Raw genomic sequence first — 313 nt, 5'->3', positions numbered from 1 at the left:
TTGTTTTCTTTATCATCTCTATAGCGTCAATACACCCATTTGGAGATAGACTTAACCTAATGCCTTGAAATGGTAAGGATTCAGTATCATAATTGAATATTGCAACTTGAATCTAACAAATACATTTCTTCTTTAAACTTTCCTTTTATATCTTTGTTAAATACCAAGTTGTTATTTATTCTATATAATTTAACTCTATCCTCATTATTCTCATTTGTTTTCTTTATCATCTCTATAGCGTCAATACACCCATTTGGAGATAGACTTAACCTAATGCCTTGAAATGGTAAGGATTCAGTATCATAATTGAATA

1 protein-coding gene is annotated in these 313 nt (G+C 28.8%); it reads right to left on the bottom strand.

The window, feature by feature from the left end:
* Window positions 1-86: 86 nt before the first annotated feature.
* Window positions 87-313, bottom strand: a 227-nt coding sequence (locus BHE89_RS24120; RefSeq protein ID WP_216080958.1) for a hypothetical protein, incomplete at its 5' end; no start/stop codon positions are given.

It is taken from the genome of Shigella sp. FC1967 (assembly GCF_001743005.1).
GTDB lineage: Bacteria > Pseudomonadota > Gammaproteobacteria > Enterobacterales > Enterobacteriaceae > Proteus.
This window is presented reverse-complemented; position numbering and strand designations above follow the sequence as displayed.